The following is a 17,637-nucleotide window of genomic DNA, read 5'->3' as shown; positions in this document are numbered from 1 at the left end:
TTATTTAATGATATATTAATAATTTAAATTTATTAAAATAAAATAAAAATTCTTTTTTAGATATGGGAATAAGAATATTAATAATATTTGAAAATGAATTTTCGAAAAAGTTGTAAGGGATTATATTCGTTTTTTGATTTGTTTCTTTTATTAAAAAGATACATATTGATATATAAAAAAAATATTTTACCATGCCCAATATTCCACCTAAAAACTTATCTATAGGTTTCATAAATGTAATAATCAAAATTAATTCTATAATCTTTTTAGATAAAAAAGATAGTATAGTTATGAATATAAATGAAATTGCTACAGAATAAATTATAAAAAATTTTGAATATCTTATGTTTATGTTTAATTTACTTACAAGTTCTTCTGAAAAATGATATATATATACACCTTTATAAAAAATAATCAAAAAAATCATAAACCCCAAAAGTTGCGAGATCATACCATTTTGATAACCTTTATATCCTCCATATAAAACTATAGTTGTAATAATTATATCCAAAAATATCATATCATACACTATTTTTTTAATTAATAAAGAATAATTTATGCAAGAATTTTATATCAATTGGAATAAAGTAATTTCATACATACAAAATAATTTTTCTATAGATAGAAAAATAGATGTTATTGGAATTGTATTTATTATTGGAATTCAAGAATTAGGAAAAGGAGCAAATATTCCATTACATAGAATAGATAGAATAGATATTCTACATATTGCAATATGTAGAATATTACAACCTTTTGGTTATTATATCTTTGTTGGAAGGGATAAAGAAGGGTGGCCACATTATATCTTAAAAAAAAAATTCCTTCTAACCAGGAAAAACAATTGTTCTTAATTAAAAAAGCAATTATTCGATATATGAATGATGAAGAAATTATTGAAGGAATCTAGAAATAATTATGATGAAATGGAAAAAACAATAGATAATATAAAAAAAGAAATTAAAAATTTTAATCCTAAAGATTACTATGATTTAGAAAAGTTAAGAATTAAATTTTTAGGAAAAAAAAAGGGAATGATAACTCTTTTGTTTAAAGAATTGAAAAAATTTACACTTCATGAAAAAAAAATTTTTGGAAAAATCATTAACGAATTAAAAAAAGAAATTCAAGAAAAAATAGAAATTTTTTCGTTAAAACATAAGTGTTTTAAAAACAAGGAAGAAAAATTAAATTTCGATCCTTCTTCACCAGGAAAGTTTATAGAAATAGGATCTATGCATCCAATATCCATTATAAAAAATAGAATCATAGAAATTTTTATAAAAATAGGGTTTTCTTATGTAGATGGACCTGAAATAGAAGATGATTGGCATAATTTTACAGCTCTAAATATACCGACTGATCATCCATCTAGAGAGATGCAGGATACATTTTTTTTATATAAAAATCCAGATATATTGTTACGTACACATACTTCATCTGTTCAAATACGATATATGAAAAAACATCATCCTCCATTTCGAATTTTATCTATAGGGAAAGTATATAGAAATGAAACTGTCTCTTCACATTCTAATTTTATGTTTCATCAAGCAGAAGGGTTTTATATAGACAAAAAAGTTTCTTTTTCAGATTTAAAACAAACTATTTTTTATCTTATAAATTCTATTTTTGGTAAACAAGTAAAAATAAGATTTCGTCCTTCTTACTTCCCATTTACAGAGCCTAGCGCAGAAGTAGATATATATAGTAGTAGTAATGGATGGTTAGAAGTGATGGGTTGTGGGATGATCGATCCAAATGTTTTAAAAAACGTAGATATAGATTCAGAAATTCATTCCGGATTTGCCTTTGGAATAGGAATAGAACGTTTAGCTTTAATGATATATAATATTAAAGATATTCGAATTTATTTTAATAATGATATTCGTTTTTTAGAACAATTTAAGAGTGAATTTTAGTTTTAGATATACAAATTTGATTCTCTTTGTCTAAAAATTTCATATAAAATAATACCACAAGCAACAGATACATTTAAAGAAGAAATACCACCTATTAAAGGTATTTTTACTCTCTCGTCAGAGATTTCCAAATATTGAGGAGATACCCCTTTTTCTTCATTTCCTAATATTAAAACTGTAGGACTTGAGAAATCAATGTTATACCAATATATATTGGATTTTTCTGTAGCAGAAACTATTTTTAATCCATTTTTAGTCAAAAAATTAATAGTATTTTTTATACTTTTTTCTTGACATATTGGAACTTTGAATAAAGCTCCTGAAGATGTTTTAATAGAATCAGATCCAATCATTGCTGTTTCTTTTTTCGGTATAATGATAGCGTTTACTCCTGCACATGCAGAAGTACGTATAATAGATCCAAAATTTCTTACATCGGTGATACGATCTAAAATAATCAAAATTGGGTTTTTTCCTCTTTCATAAAAGACAGGTAGCAAATCTTTTATTTGATAAGTTCTTATAGGTGAAAGTAAAGCAAAAACTCCTTGATGATTCTTGTTTTTTAATATAAAAAATTTACTTTCTGGAACAGTTTTTATTGGAATATTTTCTTTTTTGGAAAGAAAAAGAAGTTTTTTGTAAGCATTGGAAGTCAGTTTTATTCCACTTTTTAAAAAAATATTACTAATAGTTATTTTAGCTTTAATTGCCTCTATTAATGGATGTAATCCATAAACAATAATTTTTTCTTCTTTGCATATTTTCATAAAAATTTTTTTAATCCTTTTTATTTTTACCTAAAATTTCAATAATAGACTTTTTTAATAAATTTTTAATAAAATATCTTGTGACTTTTTTACATAAAAAAAATATGAAAATAAAGAAAACAAGATATAAAAAAGTAATAATTCCAAATCCTATAATATAATTATCAAAATAATAGGATAAAAAAAAACATAATAAAATACTTCCTAAAAATAAAATAAGAATTAAAAATATAAATGAAAATAAAACAATAAAAATATCTGTAACAACAGAAATAAAAAATCTCAATATCTCTTTTTTAAAAAGAGACCATTTTCTATGAAGAAAATTCGTAATAAAAAAAAAACATTTCAAGTAAAATGAAAATTTTTTTATCAAGTTCCTAATTCATCTTCGACTTTATCTTGTTTATATTGATTTGTTTTTTCTATTTTATTTTTCATTTTATTCTTCCATTTTGTTTCAATGTTTGATTTTATTTTTTGCACTTCTTCTCCTATTTTTTTTCCAAATATTTGAAAATTATCTTTTAATTCTTCTGTTTTTTTTCCTAAAATATTTCTTATTTTTTCTTCTTTTTTTTGAGATAGCATCATTCCTACTATTAAACCAGCCATGCTACCAAAAAGAACGCCCCAAAAAAAATTTCCTCCTCTTTTCATAAAGAATAACAATTTTATATTTTTACGTAATAAATTTAATCATACAATTTTTACATACAAAATTGTATTTATGTATTTATAGAAATATTTTTAATATTATGTTTATTAAAGAGGATTTTCCACTTAGAAAATTAAATACATTTGGGATCGATACTTATACAAGATATTTTGTAGAAGTAAAAAATATAGAAGATATTCATAAAATATTTTCAAATACATCTATTACAAAATTTATTATAATAGGAAATGGAAGTAATATACTTTTTTTAAAAGATTATTATCCTGGTTTAATACTTAAAATAGGAATAAAAGGGAAAAAAATTATTAAAGAAAATAATAAGCAGGTAATTGTTCAAGCTTATGCTGGAGAAAAATGGAATGATTTAGTTTATTGGACTATCAAAAAAGGATTTAGTGGTTTGGAGAATTTATCATTTATTCCTGGAACAGTTGGTGCATCTCCAATTCAAAATATTGGAGCATATGGAACAGAAGTAAAAGATGTTTTACTTAAAGTTAAAACATATGAAGTATTTAGTGGAAAAGTTATTGAATTCACACGTGAAAAATGTCGACTTAAATATCGTTATTCTTTTTTTAAAAAATTAAAAAATAAATTTATCATACTTTCCGTTTTTTTTATTCTAAGAAAAGAATACAAAAAAAGAAATTCTTCTTATCTAGAAGTAGAAAAAGAATTAGAAAATATGAATATTAAAAAACCTACTATTGAAGATATAAATAAAGCTATTTTTAATATTAGATATAGAAAATTACCAGATCCAAAAAAAATTGGAAATGCAGGTAGTTTTTTTATAAATCCTATAGTAAAAAATATTGATTTTGAAAAAATCAAGCATATATATCCTAATATTGTTGGATACAAATTTTGTGTAAATAAGATAAAAATATCTGCTAATTCATTAATTGAAAATATAGGATGGAAAGGGAAAAAGATTGGAAACGTTGGAGTTTACGAAAAGAAACCTATAATAATAGTTAATTATGGAAAAGCTACTGGAATGGAGGTCTATTCTTTTTCAGAAAGAATAATTGAGAACGTAAAAAAAAAATTTGGAATTACTTTATCAAGAGAAGTGAATATCATACAATAATAGATATAAGCTAACAATATACCTTTGTTTTTTATTTTATTATCATATAATTTAAAAAAAACATAAATTTTATGTCCATTACTTTAGAAAAATCAAAAAAATATATACAACAAATAATAAAAGAAAAACCTGATTTTGGAATTTTATTATTAGAAAGTCAATTTAATAAGCTCATAGAGGAAGTAGAAAATCCCATATGTATTTCCTATGAAGAAATTCCTATTTTTCATGAAAAAAATTTGTATGGAAAATTTTTGTTCGGGAAAATAGAAGGAAAAAATATTGTTTTTTTAATAGAACCTTCTTTTGAAGAAAACAGGGAAAATTCTATTTTATTGTGCAAAAAAATAGGAATAGAAAAATTAATATTAATTAATATTTCTGCAGGAATTAATCCAAATTACAAAATGGGAGATATTATGTTAGTAAAAGACCACATTAATTTTTTTCCAGAAAATTTTAATGTAAAAAAAATTATGAAAAATAACTTATTCAAGATTAATGAATTATATGATCAGAAAATGCTTGATATAGCAGAAAATATAGCAATGACCCATAACATTATTATTCAAAAAGGAATATATGTAGCTTTTCCATATCCAAATTACAAAACATATGCAGAAAATTCTATGATACGATCTATCGGAGGAGACTGTGTTGGAATAAATATATTAACAGATGTATTAATAGCTAGATGTATTAATTTAAGAGTTTTTTCTATAACAATTATTTTTATGGGTCTTATATCTGATTGCAAATCTCAGGATAAAAATACCGGTTCAATAATAACAAATAATTTCTTATTAAATACATTTACCGAAACAGAAAAATCTATGCGCCTTCTAATATTAATTATAAAAGAATTTATAAAGTTTTGTTTATAAAAGTTTTTTAATAATATTTTTTGTTATCTCTATGAAAATATTTCTTATATGTTTATTTTCTAAAACTACAGGAATTCCTATATCTGAATGTTCTCGTATTGTTTGTAACATAGGTATTTCCCCTAGATAAGGAATGTTGATTTCATTAGCAAAATTTTTTACTCCATTTTTACCAAAAAAGTAACTTTTTTCTTTACTATTTTTCATAATAAGATATGACATATTCTCAATAATACCTAATATTGGAACATAAATAGATTTAATTCGAAACATTTCTATAGTTCTATTTACATCAGATAATGCTATTTTTTGAGAAGTACTTACGATAACTATTCCTTTTAATGTAGTTTCTTGTAAAAGAGATAAATGTATATCTCCTGTTCCTGGTGGTAAATCTACTATCAAGAAGTCTAATTCCCCCCAATCTGTTTCATGAATTAATTGTCTAAGAGCTTTAGTTACCATTGGCCCTCTCCAAACAATAGCTTGTCCATATTTTGAAAAAAAACCTATAGATAGAATTTTTACCTCATAACTAATAATAGGAGTTATGAGAATAACTCCATTTTTTTGGACTACTATATTTTCAATAGAGTCATTTTCAATATTGAACATTAATGGAATAGAAGGGCCATAAATATCAGCATCTAATAGTCCAACTTTAAAACCCATTTTAACCAAAGAAACAGCAATATTTGTTGCTATTGTAGATTTCCCTACTCCACCTTTTCCAGAAGCTATAGCTATTATATTTTTTATTTCATATTTTTTATTTTTTTTAGCTTCCATTTCTATTTTTATACTTATATTTTCTTCATTTGAGAATATTTTTTTTTCTATTAAATAATTTTTTATATCTATTGTTAATTTCTTTTTTAAATGCATGGTAGGATGATATAAACTCAAATATATTGTAACCATGTTATTATTTATGACATCTATTTTTTTTATAGAATCAGCTTCTATAATATTTTTTAAAGCTTTTTCAATTTTTTCTTTTATTCTTATCATTATACAAGACATAACTAAAGAAATTAATCACAATAGTACGAAAAAAATGACTAGATTTAATAATAAAAAACTCTATCATGGATATTTTTACCTGTAGTTTTCATACGAAAATTATAGTTTTTAAATGGAAATATTTATTAAATACTATGTTTTCAAAAAAGAAAATTATTTCTGATAGAGAAAGTGTATTTTTTTTATCTTTATCAAAAAAACGTAAAAATGAATTTTTAGGTGTACGTTATGCATTAAAATATCTTGGAATAAAAGTGAATATTTTTTATGATAAAAAAAGAAAACCTTTCCTTTTTATTGAAGGAAAATATATCTCTTTTAGTCATTCTTTTGATAGAATAGCTATAGGTATAAGTTCTTATCAGATAGGTGTAGATATAGAAAAATTGCGTAAGGATAAGAAAATTATTAAAATAAAAAAAAAATTTATTAGAGATGATGAATCTTTTTTCATAAATACAAATTATGAAGAGGATTATTTACATATTATATGGGGCATAAAAGAAAGTTTGTATAAACTAGAAGGAGGAATATATTATAATTTTTTAACTCATTACAGAGTATCTCCTTTTTGTATAGAAAAAGATCGTTTCATATCATGTTGGATAATAAAAGATTCCTATAGTAAGAAATTTCTTGCTTTTTATAGAAAAATAGAAGACCATTACTTAGTTTATATTATAGATAAATAATGTTTTTTTTTAATTACGACATAGATATCCTTATATCTTCTTATTATACTAATTATACTAATTATACTAATTATACTAAAGGTAGTTTAAAAGAATTTTTTTTAGAAATAATAGCTGTTATATTAACAATTATTAGTGTTTTATTTTCGCAAAGAAATAATGTTCTAGTATTCCCAGTAGGAATCTTGGGGACTACGATTTATAGTTATTTAACCTTTATTACTTCTTTATATGGAGATTTTATTATAAATATATATTATACTATAGTAAGTTTATACGGATGGTTTTTATGGAAAAAAAAAGAGAATAAGAAAATAAGAATTACTTATTGTAATACGAAAGATTACTTTTATACAAGTATTTTATTTTTTTTTACTTGTATTTTCAGTGTGATAGTTTATTATTTAAATGGAAAACTTAAAAGTTATTCTGATTGGATGGATATATTTACAACGGGAATTTATTTTTCTGGAATGTATCAAATGTCTATTAAAAAAGTAGAAAATTGGATTTTTTGGATGATAGGAAATATAATATCTGTACCTCTTTATTTTCTAAAAGGTTTGATATTAACAGGTATTCTATTTATTATTCTATTTCTATTATCTATTGATGGATTTATAATTTGGAAAAAAAAAGCAATTAATTCAATTTTTTAATTGATTCTATAACTTTTTTTAGATTATCATATTCTTTTTCTGTTCTTTTTTTAATGTTTTTTACTTTTATTTTATTTTTTTTTATTTCATCTTTTCCTACGATAATAGCAAATGGAATATGATTATCACTAGCATATTTAAACTGAGCTCCTATTTTTATAGGATTAGGATATAACTGAGTAGAAATACCTTCCTTTCTCAAATAATTTATCATCTTATATGCATAAGAAGATTCTTCATCTCCAAAATTAATAAATAAAACTTTTGAAGAAGTATTATAGATGTTTTTAAACAAGTTTTCTTTTTCCATAACTAGATAAATTCTATCTAAACCAAAAGAAATTCCTACTCCATAAGTATTATTCATCCCAAAAAAATTTGATAGATCATATCTTCCTCCTCCTCCAATGGAATTTTCTTTCCTATTATTATATGGAAAAATTTCTAATATTGTTCCTGTATAATAATTCATTCCTCTTGCTAATGAAATATTCCATTCTAATTGTGTTTTTTGCAAAGAAAGATTATTTATCATATTGAATATAAAGCTAATATCTTTAACTCCTTTTTTTCCTTTTTCAGAATTTTCAAAAGCAGTAGTTAAATATTTTTCTTTTTTATAGAAATTTTCTTTCATATCAAAAAAAAATTCAACCTTATCAAAAGATTTAGAAGATATTCCTTTTCTTATCATTTCTTTTCTTACTGAATCTTTTCCTATTTTATTCCATTTATCCAAAGATGTGGTAAAATCTTTCCATAAATCGTTTTTTATTCCAGAAATTTCTCCTAATCCTCTAAGGATATCCCTATGGTTAATAGAAATAACTATAGGAATATTTAATTTTGTAAAAATATCATCACAAAGTTGAATTAATTCTATTTCTTGCCATAAGGATAAATAATTATGTCCTATAATATCTGCATCACATTGATAGAATTCTCTAAATCTTCCTTTTTGAGGTCTTTCTGCTCTCCATACAGGTTGTATTTGATATCTTTTAAAAGGAAAGATAATTGTATTTCTATGCATTGCAACATACCGTATAAGAGGAACAGTTAAGTCATATCTGAGTGCTTTATTAGATATATGTTCAGTTAATAATGTTGTAAAATCAACTTGTTTTTTTTTAAATTTGAAATTTTCAATTATTTTTTTCATAAAATCTGAAATTCCTCTTTTTAAAGAATTTCCTGAATGAAGCAATTTGAACATTAAATAATCTCCTTCCTCTCCATATTTATTAATAAGGGTGGACATATATTCAATAGAAGTAGTTTCTATGGGATTAAAACCAAAAATTTCAAATTTTTTTCGAATAGTTTCAATTATATAATTCCTCCTACTAATCTCATTAAATGAGAAATCCCTGGTTCCTTTAGGAATGTTAGGATACTGCATAAAAAGTTTCAATAAATTTATCAAAAATCATTTAACTCTTCATTTTTTTTATTTTTTTTTTCTATATGTTTAATTTTATTCTTTTCATGATATGAAATAGGAAGATCAAAACTATCTTCCAAGAGGTATCTTTTGTATTTTTTTTCTAAAATATCTGAATTAGGATTAATAACACTATCAAATACATTTTTTTTATTATTATTCATATCCTTACTATTCTTATTTATTACTGAATAAGATCCACCATTATAAAATGGATCTCTTTGTTTTTTAGAATAAGAATGAATTTCTTCTTTTTTTGTTAACCTTTGTTCGTAAGGTTCCTCTAGTCTATGAAATATTTTTTTTTCTTCATGGTTTATTGCCCTTTGTACTTCTGTAGGAAATCCTGTAGCAACTATGGTAACTGAAATGCTTTCTTCTAAATTTTCATCTTCTCCTATTCCCATAATAATATTTGCATTATTACCTGCTTCTGTCTGAATATAATCGCTAATAATTCCTATTTCATCTATAGTTATTTCAATTCTTCCTGAAACAATAAGAAGGAGAACGTTTTTTGCTCCCGTAATTTTGTTATCATTTAATAATGGAGAATCTAATGCTTGAATAACAGCTTCTTTAGCTCTATTTTCACCTACAGAAACAGCAGATCCCATAACAGCTGTTCCACTTTCTTTTAGAACAGTTCTTGTATCTCTTAAATCTATGTTTTGTTTATAATGATGGGTTATAACTTCAGCGATACCTTTAGCAGCAGTAGTTAAAACTTCATCTGCTTTTGCAAATCCTGCTTTAAAACCTAGATTTCCATATAGTTCTCTCAACTTATCATTATTAATAACAATTAAAGAATCTACATTTCTTCTTAACGATTCTATTCCTTTTTGTGCCTGTTGCAACCTCATCTTTCCTTCAAAATGAAATGGAATTGTTACAATTCCTACAGTAAGGATTCCTTTTTCTTTAGAAATTCCTGCAATAATAGGTGCTGCTCCAGTTCCAGTTCCCCCCCCCATTCCTGCTGTAATAAAAGTCATTTTAGTATTTGAATCTAAAATACTTTTTATTTCTTCCAAACTTTCTAATGCTGCTTTTTCTCCTACCTCTGGATCTGCTCCAGCTCCTAATCCTTCCGTAATAGAAGCTCCCAACTGAATTTTTATAGGAACTGGATTATTGTTTAATGCTTGTGCGTCTGTATTACATGCTATAAAATCTACACCATCTATTCCTTGTTCAAACATGTAACTTAAAGCATTGCTTCCTCCTCCTCCTACTCCTATTACCTTAATTGCAGCTGAACGATGTTTTGGATATCCTTGAACGCTATCTTTTTTTTGCATTATAAAATGTTCTTTTTTCATTTTATTCTGTATCATTCAATATTTGACGGAATTTATCTGCCCAAATTTCAAGAAAAGATTTTGATTTTTTCTTAGTATTTTTCTTTATTTTTAAATAATCTTCCGGTTTTTCTTCATAAGAAGTATGATTTTTATTATTATAAAATTTTTTATAAAAAAAATCAGAAGTATTATTTTTTTCATTGTGGATGTAATCCATATCTTTTAGACAAAGATATTTTTTTTTATCATCAAGTCCTTTTATTACTAAACCTATAGAAGTAGCATATTCAGGATGACTTATAAGTCCATTTTCTCCGCCTGCGATATGTTCATTAGAATAACCTACACGTACATCCATTCCAGTAATATATTCTGCTAGAGGACGAATATGTTTTAATTGAGAACCTCCTCCAGTCATAACTAATCCTGCAATAAGTCTTTTTTTTTGTTCTTCGTCTCCATAATTTTTTATTTCTATATTTACTTGTTCTAAAATTTCGCATACTCTAGTATGGATAATTTTAGACAATTTTTTTAAAGAAATTTCCTTAGGTTCTCTTCCCCTTAATCCTGGAATACAAACAATTTCTGTTTCTTTATTTTCTCCAGGCCATGCTGACCCAAATTTAATCTTTAATAATTCTGCTTGACGTTCAATAATTAAGCAATCGGTTTTTATATTTTCTGTTATCACATTTCCTCCAAAAGGAATTACTGCTGTATGACGGATAATATTATCTTTAAATATAGCTACATCAGTAGTACCTCCTCCTATATCTACTAAAGCTACACCTGCTTCTCTTTCCTCTTTATTTAACACAGCTTCTGCTGAAGCTAAAGGTTCTAAGGTCATTCCAGCTAAATTTAATCCTGCAGATTTTACACATCTTCCAATATTACGAATAGATGAAATCTGTCCTACTACTACATGAAAATTAGCTTCTAAACGACTTCCATACATCCCTATTGGTTCTCCTATTTCTGCTTGACTATCCACTTTATACTCTTGTGGAAGAACATGAATTATTTCTTCACCAGGTAACATAACTAGTTTATGTACTTGATCAATTAATTTTTGTATATCTTTTTGATTGATTACATTTTCAAAATCTAATCTAGTTATATAGTCATTGTGCTGTAAACTTCTTATATGTTGGCCTGCTATCCCAACAATAACTTCTTTTATTTTTATACCTGAACTATGTTCAGCTTCAGATATAGCTTCACGTATAGCTTCAATTGTTTGAGTTATATTATTTACAACTCCTATATGTACACCTATACTTTTGGATCTGCCTATACCTAAGATTTCAATCTTATTATATTCATTTTTTCTTCCTACCATAGCTACAATCTTCGTGGTCCCTACATCAAGACCTATAGCTATATCTTGATATTCCATAGACTTATCTTTTTTTTGCGACTACTTGGTCTTTATATTGTAAATCAATATTTTTATATTGATCAATATCTATTTTATTTAGGTATTGCTTATAAAATGCTTTTAATTTATTCAATTTATTTTTAAAATCCTTAATGTTTCCTAATATAATATTATGATTTCCTACTTTAGGAATTAATATAAACTCATTGATGTTATTTTTTTTAATACTAATAATTTGATTTCTAAGTAACTCATCAGTTAATATGAATTTAATTAAATTAGCTAAACATTTTTTTTCTTCTTTAGAAAAATATCCTTTTGCTAGAATCACATTTAATGAATAAAAAGGAGAAAGTTCTAAATCTTCAGCATCTTTAGTTAGATAATATTCTTTATTTCCATTTTTTATTCTTAATATGGGTTCTTTTTGTAATACTTCAATATTTAGTGTTCCATCTACACTAAGAAAAACCTCAGATTTTTTTATAAAATGGTAATTATTTAATTTTTTTTCCATTTTCAATATACATAATTGACCAATTTTTTTTTCAATTTTTTCTGTTTTATGGAATAAAATATTTTTAATAGTTCCTTCATTTACAAAATGATACTTTGATATAGGATCAATAATAATATTAAATTTAGTTAAAGGTCTGTTTTCATGTATTTTTTTAGAGAAAAAAAGAAGCAATGTCATGGACGCGATATATAATATCAAAACAAATATGAAAAATATTGTATTTTTTTTCATTTATCCATATCTTTTATGCATAAATTCTTTTATGGGAAAAATTAAAGTATCTATATTTCCAGCTCCTATTGTAAGAATAATATCAAAATTTTTTTTTCCAATTTTTTCTAAAACTTTTGAAATAGAAGAAACTTCTTTATGTTCATAACTTATTTTTACTTTTTCTAATATCCTTTCGGAATTTACTCCGTAAATAGGAAATTCTCTAGCAGGATAAATATCTAATAAAATTAAAATATCAAGTTTTCCTAAACTTTCTGCAAAATAATCTTCAAAAAATTTAGTTCTACTGAATAAATGAGGCTGAAAAATACCTAATATGACTTTATTGGGAAAAGATTCTCTTATAGTGTCAATTAGAGCATTTATTTCTGTAGGATGATGTGCGTAATCATCTATATATATTTTATTTTTAGATTGATAATGTATGGAGTATCTTCTTTTAATTCCTCGAAATGAGGATAAAGCTTTTCTTATTTTTTTTCTATCAATTTTTAGATAATCAGATATAGCTAATGCAGCTGTTATATTTTTTAAGTTATGTTTTCCTGGTATAGGTAATGGTAATAATTTCCATATTTCTTTAGGAGTATGAAAATCAAAATACCATTTATTTTCTTCTACATGAAGATGATTTGAATAATAAGATTCTTTTTCTGTTATTGAATAATAAATAGCATTTTTTTTTAAAAATATATCTATGTCTTCTTTACATAAAAAGATTTTTTTATATGGTTTCTTTATTTTATTGGAAAAGTTTATATAAGCTTTTTTTAAATCTTCTTTTTTTGGATAAATATCTATATGATCCTGATCTAAGGATGTTATACATGCTATATTAGGATATAGATATAAGAAGGAATGATCAAATTCATCTGCTTCTACTAAAAAGAATTTTTTTCCATTCAATATAATATTAGAATTGTAATTTTCAGAAATACCTCCTAAAAATGCAGTAAAACTTACTCCGGAGACATATAATATATGACATAATAATATAGAAGTAGTTGTTTTTCCATGTGTTCCTCCTATAGCAATGCACGTTTCATTTTCTGTAATTATAGCTAGTGTTTGTGATCTTTTTTTTATATTTTTTGCATGTTTTTTTAAAAAAGTCCATTGTTTATGATTGCTAGGAATAGCTGGAGTATATATGATTAAACATTTATTAGATGTTACCCATTCTGGTAATATTTCTATGCAATCATAATAATTTATTAATATCCCTTCTTTTTCTAATTCTTTTGTTAAAAAAGTTCTATTCTTATCGTGTCCATGAACAATTTTACCTGTTTTATGGAAATATCTAGCTAGAGAACTCATTCCTATCCCTCCTATTCCTATAAAATAAAAATATTTAATGTAATTGAAATTCATTCATAAAATAATTTGTAATATTTCATTGACAATATCATTTGTTGCTTTAGGTTTTCCTAACTGAAAAATATTTTTACTCATTTTTTCTTTCATGATAGTATCATGGATTAATTGAATAGTTGAATCTACTAATTTATTTTCTACTTCTTCATCTTTTATAATCAATGCAGCTTCATGATCATATAGTATTTTAGCATTTTTATTTTGATGATCATCTGAAGACCAAGGAAAAGGGATTAATATATAGGGTTTTCCTATTATACATGTTTCAGCTATTGTTAAAGCTCCTGCTCTAGATACAATAATGTCTGCAGCTGCATAACATATTTGTATATTTTCAATATATTCCATTAAAATAAAATTAGAATGACGAGATGTCTTGTTTTTTTTTATTCTGTGAATGTCTAATTTTCCTACTTGCCAAATAAGTTGGATATTAAATTTTATCAGTTTATCCAAACCTTTTATCCAAGCATTATTAATCCTGTTGGATCCTTGGCTTCCTCCCATAGATAAAATTATAGGTTTTTTTATCTTCAATCCAAGATGAATACAAGCTTCTTTTTTACTCGGTAATTGAAGTATTTCTGATCTAATAGGATTTCCTGTAAGAATAGTTTTTTCTTTTGGAAAATAATTTTTTGCTTGTTCATAAGCCACACATATTTTTTTTGCGTAACGAGAAAATATCCTATTGGTTAATCCAGGATAAGAATTTTGTTCTTGAATAAGAATAGGTATTTTATTTATTTTTGCTGCATATAAAGTCGGAAAGCTAACAAAACCTCCTGTTCCAATAACAAGATCTGGGCGAAATTTTTTAATAATATTTTTAGCTAAAAAAAAACTATATATCAATTCTATTAATAAAGAAAATCCATACATAGAAAATATTTTATTTCTTCCTCCAGAAATAGAAAATCCTTCAATAGGATATCCAAATTTTGGAATTTCTTTTATTTCCATATGATTTTTAGATCCAATGAATAAAATATCTATTTTTGGAACTTTTTTTTTTAATTCATCTGCAATAGCTATCCCAGGATATATATGGCCTCCAGTACCTCCACTTCCAATAATTATTCTAGGGGAAATATTATTGTGATAATATTTCATTGTTAGAGTTTTCATATATAATTTCTTTGCTTACACTTAAAATAATACCAAAACTAAAAAAAGTAACCCACATAGAAGTTCCTCCAGCACTAATTAATGGTAAATTTTGTCCTGTAACAGGAAATAAACCTACAGCTATTCCCATATTAATTAGTGCTTGATTTATAATAGGAAAACCTACAGATAAAACCAATAAAGAACAAAAATAATTTTGTATTTTTGTTGCTATAATTATAATTCTAAACAAAATAAGAATGTAAATAAATAACAGTATGATTCCTCCGAAAGATCCGTATTCTTCTATAATAATAGCGTATATGAAATCTGAAGAAGATTGAGGTAAGAATGCTTTTAAAACGCTTTTTCCAGGACCACGACCAAATTTATTTCCTAAAACAATAGCGGTTTTGGATTGTTTTATTTGATAATTTTCTTCAGATCCATGATCCAAAAAATTTTCTATACGACTTTTCCATGTATAAACTCTGTTTACAGGGTTTTTATCTCCCCACGTTATTACAGAATAAATGTATATACTAGCAAAAAAAACTCCTATAGACAATATTCCTATCACACCTATTATTGGATATCCTCCTATAAAAAGTAAGATTAAAACAGAAATAAAAACAATAGCAGCAGTTGATCCATTAGCTGGGAAAATTAGTCCAATAATAAAAAATATTGGAAATAATAAAGTAAAAAATGAGTTTTTTAAACTCATTTTTTTTTTATTATTTTTAGCTAAGGCTAAGTATTTAGCACAATAAATAAAAAGAACTAATCCAGCAATATTGGAAGTTTGGAAAGATATATTAATAATCGGTATATGCAACCAACGAGAAGCATTTACTCCATCTAGTTCTTTTCCTTGACTAATAGTAAATACTAATAAAATTAAGACTATTGGCATAGAAATAATAGACATACGATAAAAGTATTTATAGTCTATAAATTGAGTAAAAAAAAGAATGCAAAATCCAATAAACAAAAAAAGTGCATGTTTTAATAAGTAACTGAATACAGTATTTGTTCCTCCATAAGTAGTAACTAAATTAGTACTTGCTGAGTATACAGGTAGAAAAGAAAATATAGCTAATAAAGAAATAAAAGCCCATAAATATTTATCTCCTTTTATATATTTATTAAAAAACATTTATTTTTAATTTTTTATAAGTTTTATAACTTCTTCTTTAAACTTATTACCTTTTTCTTTATAGTTTTTAAATAAATCGTAGCTTGAACAAGCTGGAGAAAGTAGAATATTGTATCCAGGAGAAGATAATGCATATGCCATATGAACTGCTTCTTTAATAGATTCTGTTTCTAAAATAATAGAAGTAAAATTTTTAAAAAAATCTACAATTTTTTTATTGTTTTTTCCTAAGCAAATTATTGCTTTTACTTTCTCTTTTACTAAAGAGATTATCTCTGTATAATTATTTCCTTTATCTTTTCCACCTACAATCCATATTGTAGGATTATTCATGCTTTTTAAAGCATAGAATGCTGAGTGCACATTAGTAGCTTTAGAATCGTTAATAAATCTTACTCCATTTATATTTACAAAATTTTCCATTCTATGTTCTATAGGCTTTAATTTTAGCAAATTATAAATTATAGAGTTCTTATTTATATTTAAAATTTTGGATATAATTAATGATGCTATTATATTATATAAATTATGATCTCCTACAAGGGAGACATTTTTTAAATCATTTAAATTTATAAAAAAAATTTCTTTTTCTTTTTTTAGTATTCGTATTAATATTTTATTTTCATTTATGTAAGCTCCAGTATCTAATTTTTCTCTTATAGAAAAAGGAATACATTTAGATAAAATTGGATATTTTTTAACTCCAAGTCTTACAATTGGATCGTCATAATTATAAATAAAAAAATCTTCCTTTTTTTGAAGGGTAGCTATTTTGAATTTAGAATAAATATAATTTTCGATATTATTATCATATCTATTCAAATGATCTCTTGTAATATTTAATAAAACTGCAATATTTGATCGAAAACTAAAACAGTCGTCTAACTGAAAACTACTTATTTCTAACACATAAATATCCTTTTTTTTTATAGCTTTTCCAGAAAAGCTAGATCCAATATTTCCTGCTATCTCTACATTTAATTTATTATTTTTAAGTATTTGATATACTATAGAACTAGTAGTTGTTTTTCCATTGCTTCCCGTGATTCCTATTATACAGGAATTATTTAGATAATTTTTACCGAATTCAATTTCGGAAATAATAGGAATGTTTAAGGATTGTATTCTCTTTATTAAATAATTTTCTTTAGGAATTCCAGGGCTTTTGATTATTTTGTAAGCATTTTGAATGATGATTTTTTCTGTATGTCCTTTCTCTTCAAAATAGATTTTATTTTTTATTAAAATTTTTTTGTATTTATTTGAAATAATTCCAGAATCCGATAAAAATACTTTTAATCCATTTTTTTTAGCTAGTAAAGCAGCTCCTACCCCACTTTCTCCTCCTCCAAGTATAACTATAAATTCTTTTTTCATTAT

The 17,637-nt window shown here is 24.4% G+C and carries 19 protein-coding genes; 6 read left to right on the top strand and 13 right to left on the bottom strand.

The genetic code is table 11. From position 1 onward, the window contains the following. Window positions 1-4: 4 nt before the first annotated feature. Complete coding sequence (locus H0H48_RS01340; protein WP_185871315.1) at window positions 5-520, bottom strand: CvpA family protein; 516 nt, start codon at window positions 518-520, stop codon at window positions 5-7. 37 nt (window positions 521-557) lie between these two features. On the opposite strand from H0H48_RS01340, the gene H0H48_RS01335 reads away from it, so the two are divergent. Both H0H48_RS01335 and pheS read left to right on the top strand, forming a co-directional pair. Next, window positions 558-854: a hypothetical protein gene (locus H0H48_RS01335; protein ID WP_238785343.1), complete on the top strand. Its 297-nt coding sequence runs from the start codon at window positions 558-560 to the stop codon at window positions 852-854. A gap of 72 nt (window positions 855-926) precedes the next feature. Beyond that, a complete protein-coding gene (gene pheS / locus H0H48_RS01330; RefSeq protein ID WP_185871366.1) occupies window positions 927-1,922 on the top strand; it encodes a phenylalanine--tRNA ligase subunit alpha in 996 nt (331 codons plus the stop codon). Window positions 1,923-1,924: 2 nt separating this feature from the next. Here the strand turns inward: pheS and rlmB are convergent, their stop codons facing one another. From rlmB to H0H48_RS01315, 3 genes are read right to left on the bottom strand one after another with little or no spacing between them, the layout of a single operon-like run. Beyond that, window positions 1,925-2,692 (bottom strand): 23S rRNA (guanosine(2251)-2'-O)-methyltransferase RlmB, encoded by a 768-nt coding sequence (rlmB, locus tag H0H48_RS01325; protein WP_185871314.1) that lies wholly within the window; start codon window positions 2,690-2,692, stop codon window positions 1,925-1,927. A gap of 10 nt (window positions 2,693-2,702) precedes the next feature. Then, on the bottom strand, window positions 2,703-3,044 hold the full coding sequence (locus H0H48_RS01320) for a hypothetical protein (protein WP_185871313.1): 342 nt from the start codon (window positions 3,042-3,044) through the stop codon (window positions 2,703-2,705). A gap of 20 nt (window positions 3,045-3,064) precedes the next feature. After that, window positions 3,065-3,352, bottom strand: a complete 288-nt coding sequence (locus tag H0H48_RS01315; protein WP_185871312.1) for a YtxH domain-containing protein — start codon at window positions 3,350-3,352, stop codon at window positions 3,065-3,067. Window positions 3,353-3,450: 98 nt separating this feature from the next. Here H0H48_RS01315 and murB point away from each other — a divergent pair, with 98 nt between their 5' ends. Beyond that, window positions 3,451-4,467, top strand: a complete 1,017-nt coding sequence (murB, locus tag H0H48_RS01310) for a UDP-N-acetylmuramate dehydrogenase (RefSeq protein ID WP_185871311.1) — start codon at window positions 3,451-3,453, stop codon at window positions 4,465-4,467. A gap of 71 nt (window positions 4,468-4,538) precedes the next feature. Next, window positions 4,539-5,351 carry a phosphorylase family protein gene (locus H0H48_RS01305; RefSeq protein WP_185871310.1) on the top strand — a complete coding sequence of 271 codons (813 nt, stop codon included), beginning with the start codon at window positions 4,539-4,541 and terminating at the stop codon, window positions 5,349-5,351. Here the strand turns inward: H0H48_RS01305 and H0H48_RS01300 are convergent. After that, window positions 5,346-6,353, bottom strand: a complete 1,008-nt coding sequence (locus H0H48_RS01300; RefSeq protein WP_185871365.1) for an Mrp/NBP35 family ATP-binding protein — start codon at window positions 6,351-6,353, stop codon at window positions 5,346-5,348. The genes H0H48_RS01305 and H0H48_RS01300 overlap by 6 nt on opposite strands. A gap of 86 nt (window positions 6,354-6,439) precedes the next feature. On the opposite strand from H0H48_RS01300, the gene H0H48_RS01295 reads away from it, so the two are divergent. Then, on the top strand, window positions 6,440-7,066 hold the full coding sequence (locus H0H48_RS01295) for a 4'-phosphopantetheinyl transferase family protein (protein WP_185871309.1): 627 nt from the start codon (window positions 6,440-6,442) through the stop codon (window positions 7,064-7,066). After that, a complete protein-coding gene (gene pnuC / locus H0H48_RS01290) occupies window positions 7,066-7,725 on the top strand; it encodes a nicotinamide riboside transporter PnuC (protein WP_185871308.1) in 660 nt (219 codons plus the stop codon). Before H0H48_RS01295 ends, pnuC begins: the two co-directional genes overlap by 1 nt. Here pnuC and hisS read toward each other — a convergent pair. The 8 genes from hisS to murD are packed head-to-tail and all read right to left on the bottom strand — an operon-like array spanning window position 7,709 to window position 17,634. Further along, window positions 7,709-9,127, bottom strand: coding sequence for a histidine--tRNA ligase (gene hisS, locus H0H48_RS01285; RefSeq protein ID WP_185871307.1), 1,419 nt, complete (start codon window positions 9,125-9,127; stop codon window positions 7,709-7,711). The genes pnuC and hisS overlap by 17 nt on opposite strands. A 20-nt stretch (window positions 9,128-9,147) precedes the next feature. Next, a complete protein-coding gene (ftsZ, locus tag H0H48_RS01280; protein WP_185871306.1) occupies window positions 9,148-10,494 on the bottom strand; it encodes a cell division protein FtsZ in 1,347 nt (448 codons plus the stop codon). Window position 10,495: 1 nt separating this feature from the next. Further along, a complete protein-coding gene (gene ftsA, locus H0H48_RS01275; RefSeq protein WP_185871305.1) occupies window positions 10,496-11,878 on the bottom strand; it encodes a cell division protein FtsA in 1,383 nt (460 codons plus the stop codon). A gap of 4 nt (window positions 11,879-11,882) precedes the next feature. Further along, a complete protein-coding gene (locus H0H48_RS01270) occupies window positions 11,883-12,611 on the bottom strand; it encodes a cell division protein FtsQ/DivIB (protein WP_185871304.1) in 729 nt (242 codons plus the stop codon). Next, complete coding sequence (gene murC / locus H0H48_RS01265) at window positions 12,612-13,988, bottom strand: UDP-N-acetylmuramate--L-alanine ligase (protein WP_185871303.1); 1,377 nt, start codon at window positions 13,986-13,988, stop codon at window positions 12,612-12,614. It abuts the gene before it with no gap. Further along, window positions 13,989-15,119: an undecaprenyldiphospho-muramoylpentapeptide beta-N-acetylglucosaminyltransferase gene (murG, locus tag H0H48_RS01260; RefSeq protein WP_238785338.1), complete on the bottom strand. Its 1,131-nt coding sequence runs from the start codon at window positions 15,117-15,119 to the stop codon at window positions 13,989-13,991. Further along, complete coding sequence (locus tag H0H48_RS01255; RefSeq protein ID WP_185871302.1) at window positions 15,085-16,257, bottom strand: FtsW/RodA/SpoVE family cell cycle protein; 1,173 nt, start codon at window positions 16,255-16,257, stop codon at window positions 15,085-15,087. The genes murG and H0H48_RS01255 overlap by 35 nt, the downstream gene beginning before the upstream one ends. Window positions 16,258-16,263: 6 nt before the next feature. Further along, entirely contained in the window at window positions 16,264-17,634 is a 1,371-nt protein-coding gene (gene murD, locus H0H48_RS01250) for a UDP-N-acetylmuramoyl-L-alanine--D-glutamate ligase (protein WP_185871301.1), read from the bottom strand. Window positions 17,635-17,637 lie beyond the last annotated feature (3 nt).

Source organism: Blattabacterium cuenoti, from assembly GCF_014252055.1.
GTDB lineage: Bacteria > Bacteroidota > Bacteroidia > Flavobacteriales > Blattabacteriaceae > Blattabacterium > Blattabacterium cuenoti_D.
The sequence above is the reverse complement of the archived record's forward strand: the minus strand, read 5'-3'. Positions and strand labels throughout refer to the sequence as shown.

Excerpts from the sequence above, each read along its gene's own strand:
- H0H48_RS01340 (WP_185871315.1), bottom strand. The coding sequence starts at position 520 with ATGATATTTTTGGATATAATTATTACAACTATAGTTTTATATGGAGGA.
- H0H48_RS01335 (WP_238785343.1), top strand. The coding sequence starts at position 558 with ATGCAAGAATTTTATATCAATTGGAATAAAGTAATTTCATACATACAA.
- pheS (WP_185871366.1), top strand. The coding sequence starts at position 927 with ATGGAAAAAACAATAGATAATATAAAAAAAGAAATTAAAAATTTTAAT.
- rlmB (WP_185871314.1), bottom strand. The coding sequence starts at position 2,692 with ATGAAAATATGCAAAGAAGAAAAAATTATTGTTTATGGATTACATCCA.
- H0H48_RS01315 (WP_185871312.1), bottom strand. The coding sequence starts at position 3,352 with ATGAAAAGAGGAGGAAATTTTTTTTGGGGCGTTCTTTTTGGTAGCATG.
- murB (WP_185871311.1), top strand. The coding sequence starts at position 3,451 with ATGTTTATTAAAGAGGATTTTCCACTTAGAAAATTAAATACATTTGGG.
- H0H48_RS01305 (WP_185871310.1), top strand. The coding sequence starts at position 4,539 with ATGTCCATTACTTTAGAAAAATCAAAAAAATATATACAACAAATAATA.
- H0H48_RS01295 (WP_185871309.1), top strand. The coding sequence starts at position 6,440 with ATGGATATTTTTACCTGTAGTTTTCATACGAAAATTATAGTTTTTAAA.
- pnuC (WP_185871308.1), top strand. The coding sequence starts at position 7,066 with ATGTTTTTTTTTAATTACGACATAGATATCCTTATATCTTCTTATTAT.
- hisS (WP_185871307.1), bottom strand. The coding sequence starts at position 9,127 with ATGCAGTATCCTAACATTCCTAAAGGAACCAGGGATTTCTCATTTAAT.
- ftsZ (WP_185871306.1), bottom strand. The coding sequence starts at position 10,494 with ATGAAAAAAGAACATTTTATAATGCAAAAAAAAGATAGCGTTCAAGGA.
- ftsA (WP_185871305.1), bottom strand. The coding sequence starts at position 11,878 with ATGGAATATCAAGATATAGCTATAGGTCTTGATGTAGGGACCACGAAG.
- H0H48_RS01270 (WP_185871304.1), bottom strand. The coding sequence starts at position 12,611 with ATGAAAAAAAATACAATATTTTTCATATTTGTTTTGATATTATATATC.
- murC (WP_185871303.1), bottom strand. The coding sequence starts at position 13,988 with ATGAATTTCAATTACATTAAATATTTTTATTTTATAGGAATAGGAGGG.
- murG (WP_238785338.1), bottom strand. The coding sequence starts at position 15,119 with ATGAAAACTCTAACAATGAAATATTATCACAATAATATTTCCCCTAGA.
- H0H48_RS01255 (WP_185871302.1), bottom strand. The coding sequence starts at position 16,257 with ATGTTTTTTAATAAATATATAAAAGGAGATAAATATTTATGGGCTTTT.
- murD (WP_185871301.1), bottom strand. The coding sequence starts at position 17,634 with ATGAAAAAAGAATTTATAGTTATACTTGGAGGAGGAGAAAGTGGGGTA.